Below are 17874 nucleotides of genomic sequence, written 5' to 3'. Positions count from 1 at the left end.
GCGTCCGCTGCAGCGACGGCCTGGCCCATCCACTCAGATGAGGAATTGAAATGAGCTTCGAGGGCGTACACACACCGCTGGTCACCCCGTTCGACGCGGACGGCGAAATCGACCACGCATTGCTGGGCAGGCATGCTGCCGATCTCGCTGGCCGCGTGTCGGGTCTGGGGATCGGCGGGACGACGGGTGAATACTACGCACTGAGCTTCGACGAGCGCGTGCGCACGTTCGACACGGTCGCGGCCGCGGCCGGCGGCAAGACGTTCCTGACCGCGGGCATCAACGCGACCACGACGAAGGAAGTGCTGCGTCTGGGCCGGGAAGCGAAGCGCGCGGGACTGAATGCGTTGCTGGTCGCGGCGCCGTACTACGCGCAGCCGACGCAGCAGGAATTGCTCGCGCATCTGTTCGCGGTCGACGATGCGCTCGACATGCCGATCATGCTGTACAACTTTCCGGCCCGCACCGGCACCGGGATTGGCGATGCGATTCTCGAGAAGCTGCTCGAGCGCAAGAACTTCGTCGCGATGAAGGAAAGCACCGGCGACATCGCGCATCTGCATCATCTGTCGACGCATTTCAGCGGGCGGCTGGTGCTCAGCTGCGGGATGGATGACCAGGCGCTCGAATTCTTCGCATGGGGCGCGCGCAGCTGGGTCGGCGGCGCGTCGAACTTCCTGCCGGAAGCACACACGGAGCTGTTCGACGCCTGCGTGACGCGCGGCGATTTCGCGACCGGGCGCACGCTGATGGCGCAACTGCTGCCGGTGCTCGAACTGCTCGAGCGCAGCGGCAAGTTCATTCAGTACGTGCGCTACGGCTGCGAGCTGGCCGGGCTGCCGGTCGGCGTCGCGCGTGCGCCGCTCGGCGCGCTGTCGGGCGACGAGCGCGACGCGTTCGCGACGCTCGTGAAACCGCTGATCCGCGACGGCCGGTAACCCATCATGGGCTCGAATCTGGAATTCGCGCGGTTTCCGGCGCCGGACGGCATGAACGGCTGGTGGGAGAGCCTGCCGCCTGCGCAGGATGCCCGCACCGTCGCGTCCGAGACCCGGTTCGACTGGGTCGTGATCGGCGGCGGCATCACCGGGCTGTGCGCGGCGCGCCGGCTCGCGGAGCTGGCGCCCCACGCGAGCATCGCGCTGGTGGAGGCCGACCGGATCGGACGCACGACGGCCGGGCGCAATTCCGGATTCTTCGTCGACCTGCCGCACGACATCAGCAGCGAAAGCTATTCGCGCAGCATCGACGAAGATCGCGCCGATGTCCGCTTCCAGCGGCACGGCATCGACTATGTCCGCTCGATCGTGCGGCGCTTCGGCATCGATTGCGACTGGCGCGACGACGGCAAATTCCACGCATCGGTCAACAAGAAAGGCGCGGCGGCGCTCGCGCATTTCGCCGACGGGCTGGCGCGCATCGGCGAAGCGTGCGAATGGCTCGACCAGCCGGCGATCCAGGCCGTGACCGGAACCGGTTTCTACACGGGCGCGCTGTTTACGCCGGGCTGCAGCACGGTGCAGCCGGCCGCGCTGATGCGCGGCCTGGCGGCGACGCAGCCGGACAACGTGACGGTGTTCGAGCTCAGCGCGGTCACGTCGATCGAACAGCACGGCGACACGCGGGTGCTGCATTTCGCGGGCGGCAAGATCGTCGCGAAGCAGGTGATCCTGTGCACCAACGCTTATGCGGCGACCTTCGGCCGGCATTCGAACGGCTTGCTGCCGGTCTATACGTTCGCTTCGCTCACGCGTCCGATGAATCCGGACGAAGTGGCGAAACTCGGCGGCACGCGCTCGTGGTCGGTGATCCCGGCCGACCCGATGGGCACCACGGTGCGGCGCCTCATTACCAACCGTATTTGCGTGCGCAACCATTTCGCGTTCCGGCCGGACGTGAAGGTGTCGCAGGCCGATCTGGTGAAGTCGCGCAGCCTGCATCAGCGCTCGTTCGCGCGCCGCTTCCCGATGCTCGGCGGCGTCGAGCTCGAATACACGTGGGGCGGGCCGCTGTGCCTGTCCGCGAACAACGGCGCGCTGTTCGGCAAGCGCGACGACGGCCTTTACGAAGCGCTCGGATGCAACGGCCTCGGCCTGAGCCGCGGGTCGGCGTCCGGCAAGTTGATCGCCGAATACGCGCTCGGCGAATCGAACGATCTCGTGCAGCAGTTGTTGAAGCAGCCGCATCCCCGCCCGCTGCCGGTCCGGCCGCTCGTCGACCTGGCCGTGTCGGCGACGATCTGGGCCAAGGAATTCTCGGCCGGCGCCGAACTTTGATTTTTGAGGAAACGACATGACGACCCATCAGGACTGGATTCAACAGGCGCAAGCGCTGTCGCTCGACGGTCGCGCCTTCATCGCGGGCAAACGCAGCGCGGCAGCGTCGGGCGAGACGTTCGGCACGCTCAACCCGGCGTCCGGCAAGGTGCTCGCCGACGTCGCGCGCTGCAACGCGCGCGACGTCGATCAGGCGGTCGCGGCCGCCCGCGACGCGTTCGACTCCGGCGTGTGGTCGAAGGCCGCGCCCGCGCACCGCAAGGCGGTGCTGCTCCGGCTCGCGCAACTGATCGACGAACATACGGACGAACTCGCGCTGCTCGAGGCGCTGGAAGCCGGCAAGCCGATCGGCGAATGCCTCGGGCTCGACATCCCCGAGTCGGCCGCGTGCATTCGCTGGCACGCGGAGGTGACCGACAAGCGTTACGACGCGTTGTCGCCGTCCGGCGCGGGCGTCGTCAGCATGATCACCCGCGAGCCGATCGGCGTCGTCGGCGCGGTGCTGCCGTGGAATTTCCCGGCGCTGATGCTCGCGTGGAAGATCGGTCCGGCGCTGTCGGTCGGCAACAGCGTGGTCGTGAAGCCGGCGGAGCAGACGTCGCTGTCGACGCTGCGCATTGCCGATCTCGCGGCCGAGGCCGGCGTGCCGCCGGGCGTGTTCAGCGTCGTCACGGGCTTCGGCGGCGAGGCCGGCGAAGCGATCGGCCGTCATCCCGACGTCGATCTCGTCGCGTTCACCGGCTCGACCGCCACCGGCAAGCGTTTCCTGCACTACTCGGCCGACACGAACCTCAAGCGCGTCGTGCTCGAGTGCGGCGGCAAGAATCCGCAGGTGATCCTGCCGGACGTCGCGAATCTCGACGCGGTGGCCGAACAGGCCGTCGCGGCCGCGTTCTGGAACATGGGCGAGAACTGCAGCGCCGGCTCGCGGATCCTCGTGCCGGCGAGCCGCAAGGCGGAACTGCTGGAGAAGATGCAGGCGGTGCTCGCCGGCTGGAAGACCGGCGATCCGCTCGACCCGGACGTGAAGCTCGGCGCGCTGATCGAGCAGAAGCACTACGAGAAGGTGCTCGGCCACATCGAGAAGGCGAAGGCCGAAGGCGCACGCGTGGCGTGCGGCGGGCGCGCGATCCTGACCGAGACCGGCGGCTGGTTCGTCGAACCGACGATCTTCGACCAGGTGACGCCGGAGATGAGCATCGCGCGCGACGAGGTGTTCGGGCCGGTGGTGTGCTTCATCGAGTACGACGACGTCGACGATGCCGTGCGGATCGCCAACGACACGTGCTACGGGCTTGCCGCGTCGGTGTGGACCGACAACGTGAACAGCGCGCACAAGGTGGCCGCGCGCATTCGCGCGGGCACGGTCACGGTGAACTGCTTTGGCGAAGGCGACCTGTCGACGCCGTTCGGCGGCTTCAAGCAGTCGGGCTTCGGCGGGCGCGACAAGTCCGTCTACGCGCACGATCAGTATTGCGAGTTGAAGACCACCTGGCTGAAGCTCGACTGAATGCGCGCGCGAGGCGCAGCACGCCGGGCCCGCGCGGCCCGGTTGGCGGCATGCGCGGCGCGGCTTCGGACGCCCGTGCACGCTGCGGCTCGATCGCGACGCCACGCTGCACGACGCCATGACGGCACCACGAGGCGTGTCGTTTGGTGCGTTGCGCAAACGCGCGATGCTGCGCAGCCGCGCGGCCACGGACGTGCCGATTCGCGGTTCGCCTTGCAGTCCCCGTCATCGCTTCCGATAATAGCGACGCGGTGCACAAACGATCGAGAATGGCGTCATCATGACGCCGTCGCGGCGGCTGAGCCGCCCTTGCCAGCCGCCCGGCTGACGCGCAAGCTGCACTATTCAGATAATTGAAAGGTTTGCGATGAGACAGCCCGCGGCCACCCGGCGGGACTGTCGTCGACGGGTTCGTCGACGGCGCGTCCGATTTCCGTTTTGAGAGTGAAAGCCATGTTGAAGAAGCAACTGTTTGCAGACCGACTCCTCGCGCAGATGCCGTCGTTGCGGGCGCTGCGATGTTTCGTGACGGCGGCGCGATACGAGAGCTTCACTCAGGCGGCCGAGGTGCTGTGCGTGACGCAGGCGGCGATCAGCCGGCAGATCAAGGAGCTCGAGGATTCGCTGGACGTCGCGCTGTTCGAGCGTACCGGCCGGCATATCGCGCTGACGGATGCGGGGCGCATTCTCTACAACGCGTCGTACCTGTCGATCATGAACATCGCCGAGGCGGCGGAGGCCGTGCGCCGGACCGACAAGCATGCGCTGATGGTCTGCGTGTCGCATACGTTCTCGGCGCTGTGGCTGTCGTCGCGGCTGCCCGCGTTTCGCGAGCAGTTTCCGGACATCCGGCTGCACGTGATCGTGACCGAGCATTTCATGGAGCTGGACGGGCTCATCGAGCCCGACGTGATCATCACGAAGAACCCGCCGCGCGAGCCCGAGTTCGAGGCCGAGCCGCTGTTCCATGACATCGTCTATCCCGTGTGCAGTCCGTCGTTTCACGAACGCCATTTCCATGGCCGGTCGCTGAAGCCGCTGGACCTGCTGTCGTGCCCGACGTTGAACCTGTCGATGCTCGGCCGCGCGCAGGTGTGCGAGCACGTCGACTGGCGCGTGTGGCGCAACTGGTTCCAGCAGAGCGACGGCACCGATACGATGACCGAGAACAAGTATCTGGAAAGCAACGACTACCGGCTGCTGGTCGCGCAGGCCGAGAGCGGCGAGGGGACGCTGCTCGGCTGGCATCACCTCGTGCACCGGCAGATCGAGAAAGGCCTGCTCGTGCGGCCGGTACAGGACGTACTGGTGTTTCGCGATCGCCATCACTACCTGATCACGCACCGCAATGCGCAGCCGCGCCCGGAGTACCGGCTGTTCCGGCAGTGGCTGAGCGACGAGGTCGGCGTGATGATGCGCGGCTGGCTCGATGCCGGCGTCGAGATCGGCCAATAGCGCGCGACACCGACGCCGGCCGTCGCCCGCCCGGCTCGCCGACGCCTGCATAACCAAAAGTATCGGATAAGCCGCAGGAAATGTTTCTGGCGGGCGCAATTTGGATTGATACGCTCCGAACTGCTTCAGCAGTGATTTGCCAGGTTGGATAACAATCATCGCAACATTAGGTTCGGAGACCTGAATGAAACGGAAAATTCTCGCTTGCACGATCCTGTCCGCCATCGCCGCACCGGCGATCGCACAAAGTACCGTGACGCTCTACGGCTTGATCGACGAAGGGTTCAACTATACGAACAACGTATCGGGCAAGAAAGTCTATGAACTCCAGAGCGGCTTCGTCCAGGGGAGCCGCTGGGGCCTGAAGGGCGCCGAGGACCTGGGCGCCGGCACGAAGGCCGTGTTCCAGCTGGAGAACGGCTTCGACGTCAACAGCGGCCGCCTCGGCCAGGGCGGGCTGATGTTCGGCCGCCAGGCGTACGTCGGCATTGCGTCGGACCGGTTCGGCACCGTGACGCTGGGCCGTCAGTACGACTCGGTCGTCGACTATCTTGCGCAGACGACCGCGAACGGCAGCTGGGGCGGTTACCTGTTCTCGCATCCGTACGACAACGACAACACGGACAACTCGTTCCGCGTGAACAACACGGTCAAGTACACGAGCCCGACGATCGCGGGCCTGCAGTTCGGCGGCACGTACAGCTTCAGCAACGGGACCGGCTTCGCGAACAACCGCCAGTTCAGCGCAGGCGTCCAGTACGTCATCGGCGACCTGCTGCTCGCCGCCGCGTACCTGCAGGCCGACCATCCGTCGTCGACCGCCGCCGGCGCGATCACCAACGCGGGCGACGAGAACTTCCTCGCCGACCGGCTGCGCATCTTCGGCGCGGGCGCGAGCTATACGTTCGGCAAGGCCAACGTCGGCGTCTCGTACACGAACACGTACATCGCGAATCCGCTCAGCTCGGGGTACGTCGGCGCGATCACGCCGTCGGCGGGGACGTTGTCGAGCCTGCGGTTCCAGAACGTCGAAATCAACGGCAAGTACCAGTTCACGCCCGCGTTCTTCGTCGGCGCGATGTATGCCTATACGCGTGCCGACTTCAACGCGACGGGCGGCAAGCAGCACCCGAACTACCAGAGCGCGGGGCTGATGGCCGACTACTTCCTGTCGAAGCGAACCGACGTGTACGTGCAGGGCGCCTATCAGCACGTCGGCGGCGATCGCACCGGGACCGTGCTGGATGTCGCCTACGTGCCGGGCGCGGACGGCGTGTCGTCCGGCAGCAACCAGATCGTTGCGCGCGTCGCGCTGCGGCACAAGTTCTGACCGCCGTCGATCGCCGGTCTCCGGAGCGGCCGGCGCGACGGCCGCTCCCCGCACGACGCATGGCCGGCGGTCGATGACGGATGTGCCGCTTGATAGAATCCGCATCACCTCCAACGACTGGTCCGTCAGATGAAACCTGCGTCGGCAACCCCCAAAGGCTATCGGCGGCTCATCCCGTCCGTGACGGCGCTCGTCGAATTCGAGGCGGTCGCCCGCCTCGGCAGCTTCACGCTTGCCGCGCACGAGCTTGGCGTCACGCAGGCCGCGGTGAGCCGGCAGGTCAAGTTCCTCGAGGAGATGCTCGGCCAGCGGCTGTTCCTTCGGCTGCATCGCTCGATCGCGCTGACGGACGAAGGCGCCGCGTTGTACCGCGTGGTGGCCGAGTCGATGCAGAAGATCGCCGGCGTGTTCGACCGCCTGACGAGCGGCCCGATCCGGCAGGAACTCGTCGTCGCGGCAACCGCCGCGTTCTCGCATTTCCGGCTGCTGCCGCGGCTCGCCGCGCTGAAGGCGGCGCAACCCGAACTGCAGCTGCGCCTCGCGACGCTGATGTTTACCGCCGATCTTCGCCACAACGAAATCGATGTCGCGGTGCGCTACGGGAACGGCCGTTGGGCCGACGGCACCGCGATCCGGCTGTTCGACGAAACCGTCTTTCCCGTCTGTTCGCCGGCGTGGCTGCAGCGGCACGGCACGCCTGAATCGCTGGCGGAACTCGCGGCCGTCACGCTCGTGGAATCCGATTCGACGTCGGAGGGCTGGATGGGCTGGGAGGCATGGTTCCATGCGGCCGGCTTCCGGCCCGACCGGCTGAACTACGCGCTGCGGTGCAGCCTGTACACCGATGCGATCGACGCCGCCCGCTATGGCCACGGCGTCGCGCTCGGCTGGGGGCGGCTCGTCCAGGACCTGCTCGACGCGGGCGAACTCGTGCGGTTGCCGGTCGCGTCGCTGCCGATGACGGACGCCTATTACATCGTGGTGCCGCACGGCAAGACGATCACGCCGGCGATCGAGGGCCTCGTCGCATGGCTGCGGGCGGACGCCCAGGGCTGACGCGCCCGGGCGGCGGGCGATCGCGCCGCCGCGCACCTTCCTTTTTCGCATAATCGCAGGTAATGCCAGAGCGAAAACAAAGCGCGTTGACGCTCTTTTTCGACAATCCAATACTGGAATCACAGCGGGATGACCGAAGCCGCGCGATTCCATCAACACAGGATTGGAGAAAGACGATGTCTGAAGTGCATGTCAAGACGCATGGGGACCTGATTCGCAGCCGCCAGCCGGGGCACGGGATGCCCGGCCAACTGTTCGGCCGTCAGGACGTGTTCGAAACGGATGTCGACGTCTTTTTCTCGAAGCACTGGATCCTGGTCGGCGTGACCGCCGACGTGCCGGAGCCGGGCGACGTGTCGACCGTCGATATCGGCAAGTCGTCGATCCTCATCGTGCGCGACGACGACGAAAACGTCCGCGCCTACCGGAACGTGTGCCGCCATCGCGGCGCGCGGCTGAAGGAGGCGGGGAAGTCGACGGTCGGCATGCTCGTGTGTCCTTATCATCAATGGACCTACGATCTCGACGGCTCGCTGCGCCACGCGACGCACATGGGCAAGGACTTCGACGCGACCTGCCGCAGCCTGATTCCGGTGCACACGCGCATCATCGGCACGCACATCTTCGTGTGCCTCGCCGACACTCCGCCGGCCGACATCGCGAAGCTAGAGGAAACGATGGTGCCGCGCTTCGCACCGTACGACATGCGGAACACGAAGATCGCGTTCGAGCAGGAGATCATCGAGAACGGCAACTGGAAGCTGGTGATCGAGAACAACCGCGAGTGCTACCACTGCGCGGGCACCCATCCCGAGCTGACCGCGTCGTTCCTGCCCGAGGATTTCGGCTTTTGCCCGGAAAACCTGACGGAAGAGCAGCTTCGGGCGTTCGACGAATACAAGACGCGCAATGCCGCCTGCCAGACGAACTGGGAGAACGAAGGCTTCATCGGCTCGACCGTCGAATGGCTCGACGAGGACGCCGTCACGCAGTTCCGGACCCAGCAGCTCGTGATCGCCGGCGAAGGCGAATCGCAGACGATGAGCACCAAGGTGGCGAGCACGAAGCTGTTCGGCAATCTGCAGCGGCGCGATCTCGGCGATATGCACCTGTGGACGCACAACTCGTGGACCCATGTGATGAGCGATCACGCGGTGATTTCGTACATCATTCCGCTCGCGCCGGACCGCACGCTCGTCCGCACGAAATGGCTCGTGCATGCGGACGCGGTCGAGGGTGTCGATTACACGCTGTCGGATCTGACCGAAGTGTGGGTCGCGACGAATACGCAGGACAAGCACCTCGTCGAGATCACGCATGCGGGAACGCAGGATCCGGCGTATGCGCCGGGCGTGTTCTCGCCGTTCACGGAAGCCTATGTCGATCAGTTCTCGCGCTGGTATGCGGCGCGGCTGAGTGCGCACGGGGTTTGACGCGGCGGGTGGGCTGAAATGAAAGCGTCAATGCGTTGACGACGACCGGGATCGAGGCGATTCCGGATTCAACCCGCATGATCGTGCCGTTCCGGCACCCGCACCGCACCCCATCGCAACCCCTTGCGACGACATTCACCGATTTCAGAATTGAAATCTCAATTTCATCCCTGAGCCAGTGGAGGACCGGATCGCGCGTCCGGTCACCGTCCATCAACGCCATCCGTCCGATCGTCGACGTGGCCTGCTTTTTGCATGACTGGAGCGACATTCTCGATGTCCTCTCGTCTGACCGGTCTTTCCACACGGAACGAAACGCACCCGGCAGTTCGAGGGACGACCCGCTTTCCAATCGTAAGGTGATGCAATGACTGGCTACGGCAAACGAAACACGGTATATGGGAACGAGGCGCGTCGCGTTGTGCAGGAACACGTGACGGACGCGAATCCATCCGCCATGACACCCGGATGGTTCGGCGAACGGTGCCGCGATACGAACTGGGCGTGGGCGAAAGGCACGACAGGCTACGACTGGATGGATCACGCACCGCTGTTCGACCACCGCGACTGATCCTGTTGCGAGCCCGGCCGGCGAGCCGGTCCTTCGTTCCCTGTTGGTCGGCTGGATACCATTCATCGTCGCGACGGTTATAGCGGCCATCGGGCGATATGACGAACATGTTGACTGGCGAAAGCCGGGACGATGCAACCGCGAATGACCGATGCGACGATCCGCACGCCGCCCAATGAAGCAAGCGGGCGGAGGACGGTGCGTCGGCGTGCTTAATTCAACTCTTCACTATCCATGGCTGCCGTGACGCCCACTCCCATCCAGTCCATCCTGATCGCGAACCGCTCGGAAATCTCGATCCGCGTGATGCGTGCCGCCGCCGAACTGAACATGCGTACGGTGGCGGTGTATTCGAAGGAAGACCGCCTCGCGCTGCATCGCTTCAAGGCGGACGAAAGCTACCTGATCGGCGAAGGCAAGAAGCCGCTCGCCGCGTATCTCGACATCGACGACATCCTGCGGGTCGCGCGCCAGGCAAAGGTCGACGCGATCCATCCCGGTTACGGCTTCCTGTCCGAGAACCCCGATTTCGCGCAAGCCGTGATCGACGCCGGCATCCGCTGGATCGGCCCGTCGCCCGACGTGATGCGCACGCTTGGCAACAAGGTGGCCGCGCGCAACGCCGCGATCGCGGCCGGCGTGCCCGTGATGCCCGCGACCGCGCCGCTGCCGGACGATCTCGCCGCATGCAAGGCGCTGGCCGCGGAAGTCGGCTATCCGCTGATGCTGAAGGCGAGCTGGGGCGGCGGCGGGCGCGGGATGCGCGTGCTCGAGAACGAACGCGACCTCGAGACGCTGCTGCCCGTCGCGCGCCGCGAGGCGCTGGCCGCGTTCGGCAACGACGAGGTGTACGTCGAGAAGCTCGTGCGCAATGCGCGCCACGTCGAGGTGCAGGTGCTCGGCGACCTGCACGGCACGGTCGTGCATCTGTACGAGCGCGACTGCACGGTGCAGCGGCGCAACCAGAAGGTGGTCGAACGCGCGCCGGCGCCGTACCTAGATCACGACGGCCGTCACGCGCTGTGCGAATCGGCGCTGCGCCTGATGCGCGCGGTCGGCTATACGCATGCGGGCACCGTCGAATTCCTGATGGACGCCGACACCGGCCAGTTCTACTTCATCGAGGTGAACCCGCGCATCCAGGTCGAGCACACGGTGACGGAGATGATCACCGGCATCGACATCGTGAAGGCACAGATCCGCATCACCGAAGGCGGCCGGATCGGCCTCGCCGAGGACGCGACGGACGGCGCCGGAGCGCTCGTCGCGCGCGCGGCCGGCGTGCCGGAACAGCCCGCGATTCCGCTGAACGGCAACGCGCTGCAATGCCGGATCACGACCGAGGATCCGGAGAACGACTTCCTGCCCGACTACGGGCGCCTCACGGCCTATCGCAGTGCGGCGGGCTTCGGTGTGCGCCTTGACGCCGGCACCGCCTACGGAGGCGCGGTGATCACGCCGTACTACGATTCGCTGCTCGTGAAGGTCACGACCTGGGCGCCGACGGCGGCCGAATCGATTCACCGGATGGATCGCGCGCTGCGCGAGTTCCGGATTCGCGGCGTCACGTCGAACCTGCAGTTCCTCGAGAACGTGATCAATCATCCTGCGTTCATCACCGGCGACGTGACGACGCGCTTCATCGACAAGACGCCGGAGCTGCTCGCATTCGCGAAGCGCGGCGACCGCGCGACGAAGCTGCTGCGCTATCTCGGCGAGCTGAACGTGAACGGCAACACCGAGATGAAGGGCCGCACGCTGCCGGCGCTGCCGCTGTCGAAACCGGTGCTGCCGAAGGTCGATACGGCGGTGGCGATTCCGGCCGGCACGCGCGATCGCCTGCGCGAACTCGGCCCGGAAAAATTCTCACAGTGGATGCTCGACCAGAAGCAGGTGCTGCTGACCGACACGACGATGCGCGACGCGCACCAGTCGCTGTTCGCGACGCGCATGCGCACGGCCGACATGCTGCCGATCGCGCCGTTCTACGCGCGCGAGCTGTCGCAACTGTTCTCGCTCGAATGCTGGGGCGGCGCGACCTTCGACGTTGCGCTGCGCTTCCTGAAGGAAGACCCGTGGGAGCGTCTTGCGCTGCTGCGCGAGCGCGTGCCGAACATCCTGTTCCAGATGCTGCTGCGCGGCTCGAACGCGGTCGGCTACACGAACTACGCGGACAACGTCGTGCGCTTCTTCGTGCAGCAGGCCGCGAATGCGGGCGTCGACGTGTTCCGCGTGTTCGATTCGCTGAACTGGGTGCGCAACATGCGCGTGGCGATCGACGCGGTGGGCGAGAGCGGGATGCTGTGCGAAGGCGCGATCTGCTACACCGGCGACCTGTTCGACACGTCGCGCGCGAAGTACGACCTCAAGTATTACGTCGGCATCGCCCGCGAGCTGCAGAAAGCCGGCGTGCACGTGCTGGGCATCAAGGACATGGCCGGCATCTGCCGTCCGCAGGCGGTCGCGACGCTCGTGAAGGCGCTCAAGGAAGAAACCGGGCTGCCGGTGCATTTCCATACGCACGACACGAGCGGGATTGCCGCGGCGTCGGTGCTCGCGGCGATCGGCGCGGGCTGCGACGCGGTGGACGGGGCGCTCGACGCGATGAGCGGCCTCACGTCGCAGCCGAACCTGTCGAGCATCGCGGCCGCGCTGGCCGGCAGCGAACGCGATCCGGGGCTGGATCAGGATCGCCTGCACGAAGCGTCGATGTACTGGGAAGGCGTGCGCCGCTACTACGCGCCGTTCGAATCGGAGATCCGCGCGGGCACGGCCGACGTCTACCGTCACGAGATGCCGGGCGGCCAGTACACGAACCTGCGCGAGCAGGCGCGCTCGCTCGGCATCGATCATCGCTGGACCGAGGTGTCGCGCGCGTACGCGGACGTGAACCGGCTGTTCGGCGACATCGTGAAGGTCACGCCGACGTCGAAGGTGGTCGGCGACATGGCGCTGATGATGGTCGCGAACGATCTCGCGGTGGACGACGTGCGCAACCCGGACAAGGACATCGCGTTCCCCGAGTCGGTCGTGTCGCTGTTCAAGGGCGAGCTGGGCTTCCCGCCGGACGGTTTCCCGGCGGACCTGTCGCGCAAGGTGCTCAAGAGCGAGCCGCCGGCGCCGTATCGCCCGGGCGACCAGATTCCGCCGGTCGATCTCGACGCGGCGCGCCAGCAGGCCGAGGCCGCGTGCGAGCAGCCGCTCGACGACCGGCAACTGGCGTCGTACCTGATGTACCCGAAGCAGACGATCGACTACTACGCGCACGTTCGCGCGTACAGCGACACGTCGGTCGTGCCGACGCCGGCGTTCCTGTACGGGCTGCAGCCGCAGGAGGAAGTGGCGATCGACATCGAGCCGGGCAAGACGCTGCTCGTGTCGCTGCAAGGGCAGCACGCCGATGCGCAGGACGGCATGGTGAAGGTGCAGTTCGAGCTGAACGGCCAGTCGCGTTCCGCGCTGGTCGAGCAGAAGACGGTCGCGCAGGCGGGCAAGGAGCGGCATGGGCTGCAGCGTGCCGATCCGGCCAACCCGCTGCACATCGCGGCGCCGATGCCGGGCTCGGTGGTGACGGTGGCGGTGCAGCCGGGGCAGCGCGTGGCGGCCGGCACGACGCTGATCGCGCTCGAGGCGATGAAGATGGAAACGCACATCGCGGCGGAGCGCGATTGCGAAATCGCGGCCGTGCATGTGAAGCCGGGCGAGCGGGTGGCGGCGAAGGATCTGCTGATCGAGTTGAAAGACCCGGCGCAATGAGGGTGGCCGCGACCGGTCGTCCGTACTGACCGGTACGGCGCACGGTTGAGCGCGCACGGGGTTTGACGGAGGCGGGTTGCAACGGAGTTGTCGGATTCGCGTGGAGCAGGCATATTGTGCGGGCGATCGGGAGCGGGCGAGACCCGGATCGCGTCGGATACCGGAATAAACGCACACCACGCCACGGGGTTTGCATCATGACCGACTCGTTCGATCGCAGGCGCTTCCTCAAGACGGCTTTCGGTTCGGCACTGGGCTTCAGCGGCCTGGGCGCGCTGCCCGGTTGCGGCGGCGACACGCTGACGGCGGATCCGCTCGCACCGGTGTCCGATGCGCAGATCGCGGCGGCGCTCGCGCAGCTCGATCCGTTCGTCAGTGCGCTGCCCGCCAGTTCGGGCGTGCCCGGCATCGCGGTGGCCGTCGTGCACCGCGGCAGCACGCTGTTCTCGAAGGGCTATGGCGTGTGCAGTACCGCGACCGGCCAGCCGGTCGATGCTGACACGATCTTCCAGCTCGCGTCGGTGTCGAAGTCGGTCGGCGCGACGGTCGTCGCGACCCAGGTCGGCAAGGGCCTCGTGAGCTGGGACACGCGAATGCAGCAGTTGATGCCGTCGTTCGCGCTGTCCGATCCGTCGGTGACGCAGTCGCTGACGATCGGCGACCTGTACGCGCACCGTTCCGGCCTGCCCGAGCATGTCGGCGATCAGCTGGAGGAGCTGGGCTTCGATCAGGCCACGGTCTTCAATCGGCTGCGCGACATCCCGCTCGACGGCTATCGTTCGCATTACGCCTATACGAACATCGGCCTCACGGCCGCAGCCATCGCCGTGGCCGATGCGGCCGGCATCGACTGGGCAACGCTGTCGGAACAGACGATCTACGCGCCGCTCGGCATGACCCGCACGAGCTCGCGCTACGCGGACTATCAGGCGAGCACGAACCACGCAGTCGGCCACGTGCCGGTGAACGGCGCGTTCGTGCCCGTCGCGACGCCGCGCGATGCCGACCTGCAGTCGCCGGCGGGCGGCGTGAGCTCGTCGGTCAACGATCTGGCGAAATGGATGGCGATGGTGCTGGCCGACGGTCGCGCCGGCACGACGCCGCTGATGCCGGCCGCCGCGCTGACGCCGGCGCTGTCGCGGCAGATACAGACCCGGCCGGCGAGCGCCGATGGCGCCGCCGCGTATTACGGCTTCGGCTTCAACGTCGGCACGACCGCCGACGGCGGGCGGCCGATGGTCAGCCATTCCGGCGGTTTCCTGCTCGGTGCCAGCACGTTCTTCCTGATCGTGCCGTCGCTCGACATCGGCATCGTCGCGCTGGCCAACACCTGGCCGATCGGCGTGCCGGAGGCGATCGGCTTCGCGTTCATCGATCTGGTTCAGTACGGCGCGCAGCGCCGCGACTGGGTCGCATTCGCGAAGCAGCAGACGGCGCCGCTGACCGCGCCGGCCGGTTCGCTCGCGAACGCCGCCGCGCCCGTGCCGCCCACGCCGCCGCAAGCGCTGAGCGCATACGCCGGCACCTACGGCAACGACTACTACGGGCCGATGACGGTGAGCGTCGTGAACGGCGCGCTGGTGCTGACGATCGGCGCGGGCAACGTGCAGTTCACGTGTGCGCACTGGGATGGCGACACGTTCGCGCAGACCCCGTTGGGCGAAATGGCGCCGCCGGGGTCGAAATACGCGCTCACGTTCGCCGGCACGCCGCCGACCCGGGTGACGGCCGAACTGTTCGACGACGGCGGCCTGAACGTCTTCACGCGCTGACGGCCAGGCCGCGCGACGCGGTCAGTACGCCGCATCGCTGCCGTCCTTGTCCGTGACGATCGCGACGCCCGAGCTGGTGCCGAGCCGGGTCGCGCCGGCTTCGAGCATCGCGAGCGCGGTCGCGCGATCGCGCACGCCGCCGGACGCCTTCACGCCGAGCGTCGGGCCGACCGTGCGGCGCATCAGCGCGACGTCCGCGAGCGTCGCGCCGCCGTGACCGAAACCGGTCGACGTCTTCACGAACGCGACGCCGAGCGCGCGGCACATCTCGCACACGCGCACCTTCTCGTCGTCGGTCAGCAACCCCGTTTCGAGGATCACCTTGAGCGGCACCGTGCCGCATGCGCGGTGCACGGCATCGATATCGGCCTGCACGTCGTCGGCGCGGCCGCTCTTCAGCGCGCCGAGGTTGATCACCATGTCGATCTCGCGCGCACCGGCCGCGATCGCGGCCGACGCCTCGAACGCCTTCGCGGCGGACAGCCCCGCGCCGAGCGGAAAACCGACCACCGCGCAAACGAGCACGCCGGTGTCGGCCAGCTCGCGCGCGGCGAGCGGCACGTTCGCCGAATTCACGCAGACCGAGTAAAAGCGATGCTCGGCCGCCTGGCGGCAGAGGTCGCGGATCTGCGCGTCGCTCGCGTCGGGCGCGAGCAGCGTGTGATCGATGGTTTGGGCGAGCTGGGCGTTGGAAAGCGGCATGTGTCAGGACTCCACGGATCGTGTGCCGGAAAGGCACACGGAAAGTTGATGTTTTCACATCGGTTTGTTACAAATACGACATTCCGGCCGGGCCTGCGCGCCCGGCACGGCGAGCGACGCGGGCGACGCGTGTGACGGGCAGGCAGGATACAGGCATGGAAACGAAGAAGGGCGAACGGATCAAGACGTTGATGAACGTGCTGCAAGGGCAGAATGCGATTCATCTGAAGGAAGTGGCCGAGCTGTTCGGCGTGTCGGAAATGACGATCCGCCGCGATCTCGCGGACAACCCGCACGGCCTGAGCCTGATCGGCGGCTACGTGACGCGCCATTTCGCCGCGCAGCGCAGCGACATCGGCGAATACCTGATCAGTGACGAGAACAACCGGCAGACCGAGGAGAAGCGCCGCATCGGCAAGCTCGCCGCGCAGTTCGTGAAGACGGGCGACACGATCTTCGTCGACTGCGGCTCGACCACGCCGTTCATCGTCGACTTCATTCCGGACGACCTCGAATTCACCGCCGTCTGCAATTCGCTGAACGTGTTCGCGAAGCTGCAGCAGAAACCGCATTGCAGCGTGATCCTGTGCGGCGGCGCGTATCACCGCAAGAACATGGTGTTCGAGTCGGTGGCCGAGACGGGCATCCTCGATACGGTGCGCGTGTCGAAGGCGTTCATCTCGGCGGCCGGCGTGAGCGAGCGCTGCGGCGTCACGTGCTTCAACTTCCACGAAGTCGACGCGAAGAAGAAGGTGATGGCGCGCGCGCAGAACCGCTTCCTGCTCGTCGATCACACGAAGTTCGACGAAGTGCGCGCCGCGTACTTCGCGGAGCTTACCGACTTCAACTACGTGATCTCCGACGGGCAGTTGAGCAGCCGGTACGAAACGACGATCCGCGAACACGGGATCGCGCTCGTGACCTGACGCAACGCGGCCGCCCGCTACCTGATGCACGACGTCAGGCATCGCGTGCTTCCGCCGCGCTCAGATAACCGGTCAGCACGTCGAAGCGGCGCGTCGCGCCCGGCGCGAGCGTCGCGACATGGCCTTTGCGGCGCTCGGCGGCATGGCCTTCCGGCTCGCACGTCGACGGTAGCGCGAACGCGGCCACCTGCTGATCCGCGTTGTGCAGGATCCAGCGCGTCGCGTGTGGAAACTGGTCGGGACGATACGCGGTGTGGAACGCGCCGCCGTCCGGATGCGCGAGCAGGAAATGCGCGACGCCGTGCGCATCGGTTGCCGCGCCGTTCATGAAGAAGACGATTTCCGGGTCGTACAGCCCGGGTGCATCGAGCGTCGCGAGCCGTTCCGGTTCGCGCGCGAGCGTGGCCGTGTAGTCGCGCCACGCGGCGGTCGGCTGCACGTGCGCGGGCACGCTCTCGCGCAATCGCAGGCCGTCGCGCGGCAGCGCTTGCACGAAGCGCCCGCCCGGCACATACGCGTAGTTCAGGTGCGCCATGTACATCAGGTCCATCGGCGTGCCGCCGAGATTCGTCACGTCCATCCCGATCGTCATCTGCGCGTCGTGTTCCGCGAGCCGCACCGACGGGCGCGCGACATAGTGGCTGCCGAAGCCCTGTACGTACTCGTACTCGCCGGTCACTTCGACGATCGAGCCGCACGCATCCGCGCCGACGACGAGGCTCGCGCGGTCCATCGGCGCGCACGGCATCTCGCCATGCAGCGCGTGCGTGTCGTCCGGCCCCGGACAACCGTTGCGCAGCAGCCCGCTGTGGAACATGAAGCAACCGTACGTGTCGATGATCGACGCCGCGCGCTTCGGCTGCCGGAACATGTGCTTCATCGTCAGGTCGCGGCCGTCGAACGCGGCGGCCCAGATCATCTGGCCGAGAAACGGCAGCACGACGACGTGGCCGCGGCGGTTCTCGAGCTTCAGCGCCTCGACGCCGGACGGATACGCGAACGCGGTGACGGTGACGCCGTCGGCGCGGTACAGCGTGCGCGGCGTGTCGCGGAAGTCGTCGCGGCGCAGGTCAATTTCGCCTCGCAT

13 protein-coding genes are annotated in these 17874 nt (G+C 66.8%); 11 read left to right on the top strand and 2 right to left on the bottom strand.

All coding sequences use genetic code 11. The annotated features are described in order from the left end of the window. The first annotated feature begins 50 nt into the window (after positions 1-50). The 10 genes from BX604_RS27040 (at position 51) to BX604_RS26995 (ending at position 15159) form a co-directional block, all read left to right on the top strand. Positions 51-938, top strand: coding sequence for a dihydrodipicolinate synthase family protein (locus tag BX604_RS27040; RefSeq protein WP_098553840.1), 888 nt, complete (start codon positions 51-53; stop codon positions 936-938). Between the two features lie 6 nt (positions 939-944). Next, positions 945-2276, top strand: a complete 1332-nt coding sequence (locus tag BX604_RS27035; RefSeq protein WP_098553839.1) for an NAD(P)/FAD-dependent oxidoreductase — start codon at positions 945-947, stop codon at positions 2274-2276. 16 nt (positions 2277-2292) lie between these two features. Next, positions 2293-3786, top strand: a complete 1494-nt coding sequence (locus tag BX604_RS27030; protein ID WP_098553838.1) for an aldehyde dehydrogenase — start codon at positions 2293-2295, stop codon at positions 3784-3786. A 453-nt stretch (positions 3787-4239) separates the two neighbouring features. Continuing rightward, positions 4240-5241, top strand: coding sequence for a LysR substrate-binding domain-containing protein (locus BX604_RS27025; RefSeq protein ID WP_098553837.1), 1002 nt, complete (start codon positions 4240-4242; stop codon positions 5239-5241). Between the two features lie 184 nt (positions 5242-5425). Continuing rightward, on the top strand, positions 5426-6571 hold the full coding sequence (locus BX604_RS27020; protein WP_098553836.1) for a porin: 1146 nt from the start codon (positions 5426-5428) through the stop codon (positions 6569-6571). A 129-nt stretch (positions 6572-6700) separates the two neighbouring features. Further along, the gene (locus BX604_RS27015) at positions 6701-7627 is read left to right on the top strand and encodes a LysR substrate-binding domain-containing protein (RefSeq protein ID WP_098553835.1); all 927 of its coding nucleotides are present in this window, start codon (positions 6701-6703) and stop codon (positions 7625-7627) included. Positions 7628-7803: 176 nt separating this feature from the next. Then, on the top strand, positions 7804-9060 hold the full coding sequence (locus tag BX604_RS27010; RefSeq protein WP_098553834.1) for an aromatic ring-hydroxylating oxygenase subunit alpha: 1257 nt from the start codon (positions 7804-7806) through the stop codon (positions 9058-9060). 77 nt (positions 9061-9137) lie between these two features. Continuing rightward, positions 9138-9431 carry a hypothetical protein gene (locus BX604_RS38655; RefSeq protein WP_143748130.1) on the top strand — a complete coding sequence of 98 codons (294 nt, stop codon included), beginning with the start codon at positions 9138-9140 and terminating at the stop codon, positions 9429-9431. 434 nt (positions 9432-9865) lie between these two features. Next, entirely contained in the window at positions 9866-13387 is a 3522-nt protein-coding gene (locus BX604_RS27000) for a pyruvate carboxylase (RefSeq protein ID WP_098553832.1), read from the top strand. 197 nt (positions 13388-13584) lie between these two features. Next, positions 13585-15159 carry a serine hydrolase gene (locus BX604_RS26995; protein ID WP_098553831.1) on the top strand — a complete coding sequence of 525 codons (1575 nt, stop codon included), beginning with the start codon at positions 13585-13587 and terminating at the stop codon, positions 15157-15159. 21 nt (positions 15160-15180) lie between these two features. Here BX604_RS26995 and deoC read toward each other — a convergent pair whose 3' ends face one another. Then, positions 15181-15861, bottom strand: a complete 681-nt coding sequence (gene deoC / locus BX604_RS26990) for a deoxyribose-phosphate aldolase (RefSeq protein WP_098553830.1) — start codon at positions 15859-15861, stop codon at positions 15181-15183. 155 nt (positions 15862-16016) lie between these two features. Between deoC and deoR the strand changes: the two genes are divergently transcribed. Then, positions 16017-16787: a DNA-binding transcriptional repressor DeoR gene (gene deoR / locus BX604_RS26985; RefSeq protein ID WP_098553829.1), complete on the top strand. Its 771-nt coding sequence runs from the start codon at positions 16017-16019 to the stop codon at positions 16785-16787. A gap of 34 nt (positions 16788-16821) precedes the next feature. Here the strand turns inward: deoR and BX604_RS26980 are convergent, their stop codons facing one another. Then, positions 16822-17874 (bottom strand): aldose 1-epimerase family protein, encoded by a 1053-nt coding sequence (locus BX604_RS26980; RefSeq protein ID WP_098553828.1) that lies wholly within the window; start codon positions 17872-17874, stop codon positions 16822-16824.

The organism is Burkholderia sp. JKS000303 (genome assembly GCF_002563755.1).
GTDB classification, from domain to species: Bacteria; Pseudomonadota; Gammaproteobacteria; order Burkholderiales; family Burkholderiaceae; genus Burkholderia; species Burkholderia anthina_B.
The sequence above is the reverse complement of the archived record's forward strand: the minus strand, read 5'-3'. Positions and strand labels throughout refer to the sequence as shown.